Raw genomic sequence first — 5,221 nt, 5'->3', positions numbered from 1 at the left:
CTATCCCTTGCCATCTTATCCTATCATACTTAATCTTAGCAAGAGGACTAGCTTGTATTTTAGTTAAAGCAAATTTAATCTTATTGCCTTTAGGTATAGAAAGTACAGGATAGCCTTTATTACTTACTCCTATTAAGCCCATTTGATAAACGGAATATTTATTATTGATTTTATGCTTTGAATAAGTATAAGGAAATACCAAAGCAACTTTAGTACAAGGTCCTCCAGCTACTGGAGGATTTAAACATCCACTTATACTAGCTCCTTGTATTTCATCGTGTAACATAATAGGAACATTATTATATTTTATTCTTTTAGCCTTTTTTGCTTTTAACTTAACTCTACCTCCATGTAAGCATAATAAAGTATTATCTTCCAATATAGGATGCATACAAGAAGTATCAAGAGTTACATTAATATCTTCTATTCTAGGAATAGTTATCTTTCTTTTTCTAGCCATGAAAAGCCTTGTGAGATTTGAGAATGTTTTCTAATTGCTCATCTTTAGCATAAAGAAATTTTTCTTCTAAGGAGCAATCAAAGTTTAAAGGAAAAGGTTTTAAGGTATTTTTACTTAAAAATTTTTCCCAAAGCATAGAATTTTCCTCTGAAGACAAATTCCAAAAATCATCTTTATTGTTATAAACATAATCTTGATAATCTATAAAATTTACAAAATTAATATTTGTATCTTTTTGTTTAGAGAGTAAACCTTGTATATTTTCTTCTTCGACTTTTTTTGGGATTTTGTTGTAATTGATAAGATAATGATTAAGTCTATCTTCATTTAACTCTTGATTATCAAGTTCTTTTAAAAACTCTTTAGAATAGTAATTTAAAAAATAATTATTCGCATATTTTTCTATATGTTTTTTAAAACTTCTTTTATAAATAAGTGTATTTTGGGTGGCAGGATAAGATTTAAAAGCATTATCTTTAGAATTTAATATATAGTTATAACCCGAAAAAAAATAAGAAAAATCCATAAAAGCATAATCAGCGCTGATGCCTTTACAAAGATTTAAAAACATATTTTCAAGTTCTAAAATGATTTTATCTTCTTTGCTTAAATTTAATTCTTTTTCTAGTTGCTCTTGATTTTTTGGGATAAAAGTATGACTGATTCTATGATTATAATTATCAACTAGATATTTTAAGCTTTCATCACTGAAATTAAAAGTTAAATTAAGCGAAGAGTTAAAATAAACATCATATTTATTGAAATAGGGTGCTAAGTTGTCTTTATCTATAAAAGCATTGATTTGATTTTGAGAAAAATTTTCACCACTTTCATTCCAAAAAGGAAAATTAGGAGAAAGATTTTTAAGTGCTCCTATTTCGCTTAAATCATTTTCTTGATAATATCTATGTAAAATATATTTGCTTTTATCTAAACATAGCCTATCGTAAATTTGGAGATAATTTGAAGGTAGAAAATCGCACCATTCATCATTTCCATGTAAATTTATGCCTTCAAATTTATCGATACTAAAATAAGCTTTAAGTTTCTGCATGGCTTTTAAAGTATCATTTAAATGTTTGTTATAAAAACTACCTTTATTAGCTTGTTTAAATTCAAACCAATCTTGAGAATTTAAACGATTCCCTTTTAAACTCCAAGCATCAAGATATTTTTCATCGCTAAAGGTTTTTGTAGAAAAAAGGTAAAAACTTACTTGATTAGCGCTTATATTTTGTTTCATTTTAATTCCTGAAGGTGTTTGAGGTGTTTTTATTGCTATTTTTAAAAACCTTTTTCAAATTCTTGTGAAATAAATTTTTATTTTTCACTATTTTCCTTTTTGTTGCCTAAACTATGAATTTTTTCACACCATTTATTAAAATGTCGGCATTTTAATCTTATATTATCTATGCCTATTTCTTTAGCGATTCTTCCACCGTGCAAGATTTTATTATAGCTTGGAAAAGATAAAATCTTTTTTAATCTATTTGAAGGACTTGTTTCTTTACTATTATTAATAAATTCTGGATTATCGAATTCTTTGACAATGTCTTCTAGTTTATAAATAAGTTTTTTATTCCATTCAGCATCTGCTTTAATTATTTTTGTAATATCACTAAAAAGCAAACTTTCAAATTCATGTGGCTGTATATAGCTAAAAAAATTATTTGTATCACATTTTTGTTTAATTGCTTCATCAAAATCTTTTTGTATTTTTTCAACGTGTTCATATATATTTTTATTACATTGTTTTTCTTTTAAAAATCTATTATCCAATCCATAGTAATCAAACATTGTTGTCATAAAAGCTTGTGAATCTTGTTTTAATTTTTTAACGATAAAATCAACAACCCTATCATACGCAAGTCCTCCACCTTTATGTCCTTTAGATGTAGGTATTATAAGTGGAGTAAGATAAACATTAGAGTTATAAAAATACGATCCTAAAATTTCATTTATAAATTTTTCCTCACTTTGTCCTTCGCAAATCACATAACATCTTGTAATCATTATTTTGGTCTCCCGCCTATAAGATTACTTGCCCAAATTTCTCCAAGTGTATAGTCTTCAAGCCAAGCTTCTAATTTTTCATCATCCATTCTTGTAAAAGTAGATTCATCGTTTTCTTTATCTACTACTATAATATCTTGCGCTTCAAAATGGTTTATCAGTTCTACAGATTGAGAAGAAATAATGAGTTGCTTTTCTTTAGCCACTCTCTTAATAATTTCACTTAAAACCTTTAATGCATAAGGATGTAGTCCCAATTCCGGTTCATCAATAATAATCGTTCCCGACATCAACTCAAAAGGCTGAAGCAATAAAGTAGCTAAACATATAAATCTTAAAGTCCCATCAGAAAGCATATGGGATTTAAAAGGAGTATCAGGATTATTTTTATGATACCATTCTAATTGTATATTTTCATTAGTTCTAAAAATAAATCCTCCAAAGAAAGGAGCGATATCTTGTATAGTCGTTAAAATTTGTTCATAGTGATTATTGTGATTATCATGAAGCATCTTAAGATAAGCTGCTATATTTTGTGCGTCTTCTTTAAATATAAGATTGTCATTTGCATCACACATTCCCTTCATCTTGGCTGTATCGCTTGTATCATGAAAATGATAAAGTTTCCATTTTTTGATTTCATTTAGAACATGTTGTGCTACTTTTTTAGAATAACTTCGTTCTATTATATCTGAAAGATTACTTTCTAGTTGATTACTCCCTATAGGTTCTTTATAGTCTTTATAGTCTCCATCAAAGAAAATATATTCATTTAATATCATAAGCTTATTTTCACTCGTTGGAACAAAGGTAGCATAATAACCATTTTTGCCAAAAGCAAATTCAAGATATATATTTTCAGTCTTTTTTCTGCCAAAATGTAAAAAATTATCAGGTCCTTTATCTTGTGTAAAAAATTGCAAATTTTTATTAAATAAAGCATTAAGCATTTTAAATACTGAAATAAAATTACTTTTGCCCGAACCATTTGCACCTATTAAAATATTTAATTTTTTAAGCTCAAATTTGGATAAATCTTTTATGGATTTATATCCTTTGATTGTTATTTTATCTAACATCTTTATCCTTTTGCAATTCCAGAATTTTTTTGCAATTCTTGGTTTTGGTTAAAAATTTCTTCTAATTTTTCTTCATAATTTAAGTCAAATCTTTTTATTACTATTTTATTGGGTGCTACACCTTTGATATGATGTAAATACATTTCTTTAAATACTGTTTTTATACTTCTGTGTAAATGTTTATGATAAATAAAGCCATTTCTTGAACCTTGATCTCCAGCTTCTTCTGAAAAATTTCTCAAACGAGAAGTGCCAACATCTGATACTTTATACCAATTTTTATCTTTTGACCTTAAAACCTCTTTTACTGTATTTTTTTTCTTTGCCTTTGTCTCTTCATCAAATTCCTTCACCTTGTCTTTATTTTTTATTAATGCTTCATGTTCTTGAAGAGTCAATGCGCTTCCTGAAAGATTTTCTGTTAATTGTGTATAGTTATTGCATATGAAAAAATAATCAAGTTCATATTCTCTAGCAAGTTTTAATTCAAAGCTGATTTGTTCTGTTAGGCTTTGAACTTGGACATTTTTAACCTCTACCAAACTAGGAATATCATTGATGATCACTAAAAAATCAGGTATAGTATGATTAAAACTATGAAGATTGAAATTAGCATCAATTTTTCTTTGATTGCTCAAATGGCGTGTAGATCTTTTTTTAAAAAGTAAAGAGGTGATGTATTCTCCCGCATCTCCTATAACACTGGGTGTGATTTTTTTATTCTTATTTTTTTTAAGATCTTTTTTTATTTTTTCACATTCTTCAATTTTTTCATGTTGTTTTTTTATCAAGCTTGCTTTAGTTTTTTTAGAAATTTCTGATGGCTCAAGTTTTTCCAACATTTTAAGTTTTAATTTGGCAGTTTTTATAAGATCTTCTATTTGTTGTTTTTTGCCACCATAAGCAGCAAAGGTTGTTTTGTTATTAAGCATTTCTTTAAATTCTTCAGGTGTTTGAAATTTAAAATCATCTGGATTATTTATTTGAGCTATTTTTCTTTGAAAAGTAAGAGTTTTTTGCTTACAATTTGCTAATTCTAAAATCACAAAGCTACTATTTAAAATAGGAACAGGATCAAATTCAAAATCTTTATTATCATCTTCAGGAAGTAATCTAGGTATAAGACACCATTGAGACTTATCATAAAATTCGTCTAAAATTTCTTTTTTTATTTCTGCGATACCTTTTTCTATAGGAATTTTTTTTATGCAATTATCTTTTTTTATGTAATTATCTTTTTTTGTATAAACATCATAAAATATATCATATTTATAATTTTTTCTTACAAATTTTCCAACAGGAGTAGCCTTATTGTCCAACTTATCAAATTCTTTATTAATATCTTCGCTGGTGTTAAGTCCAAGCTGTGCGATTTTCTCTTCTTTTTCTTGGTTGATTTTTTTTAGATATTTTTGGGAGTTATCTTTGTTAAATTGCAGGATTTCTTCTTGTGGATTTTGATCGTTTTGAATTTTTTCTACCTCTAAATGCTCTTTCACAGGTGCATAAAAGGCAATATAACCACCGATAATATCTACACTTTCAAATTCTTTAATGTAAAATTTAACATCATGAAATTTTATTTCATCGTTAATTTTCAAGAAAAAATCCTCCTTTTTATTATTTTTTTATCTTTCTTCTTTCTTCATACATTTTAATTTGTTCTGGT

General features: G+C 26.7%; 4 protein-coding genes and 1 pseudogene. All 5 read right to left on the bottom strand.

Annotated elements, in window-relative coordinates:
- Positions 1 to 460 (bottom strand): annotated as a pseudogene (locus AJ930_RS09195) (hypothetical protein); the annotation flags it as partial.
- Positions 453 to 1,703 carry a hypothetical protein gene (locus tag AJ930_RS09190; protein WP_070275245.1) on the bottom strand — a complete coding sequence of 417 codons (1,251 nt, stop codon included), beginning with the start codon at positions 1,701 to 1,703 and terminating at the stop codon, positions 453 to 455. The gene AJ930_RS09190 and the pseudogene AJ930_RS09195, both read right to left, overlap by 8 nt.
- A 77-nt stretch (positions 1,704 to 1,780) precedes the next feature.
- Positions 1,781 to 2,473 carry a DUF4276 family protein gene (locus AJ930_RS09185; protein WP_053872819.1) on the bottom strand — a complete coding sequence of 231 codons (693 nt, stop codon included), beginning with the start codon at positions 2,471 to 2,473 and terminating at the stop codon, positions 1,781 to 1,783.
- Entirely contained in the window at positions 2,473 to 3,552 is a 1,080-nt protein-coding gene (locus AJ930_RS09180) for an AAA family ATPase (RefSeq protein WP_053872818.1), read from the bottom strand. Before AJ930_RS09180 ends, AJ930_RS09185 begins: the two co-directional genes overlap by 1 nt.
- A gap of 2 nt (positions 3,553 to 3,554) precedes the next feature.
- Positions 3,555 to 5,153 (bottom strand): putative toxin, encoded by a 1,599-nt coding sequence (locus AJ930_RS10695; RefSeq protein ID WP_070275244.1) that lies wholly within the window; start codon positions 5,151 to 5,153, stop codon positions 3,555 to 3,557.
- Positions 5,154 to 5,221: the final 68 nt, after the last annotated feature.

The organism is Campylobacter sp. BCW_6871 (assembly GCF_001762325.1).
Taxonomy (GTDB): Bacteria; Campylobacterota; Campylobacteria; order Campylobacterales; family Campylobacteraceae; genus Campylobacter_D; species Campylobacter_D jejuni.
This window is presented reverse-complemented; position numbering and strand designations above follow the sequence as displayed.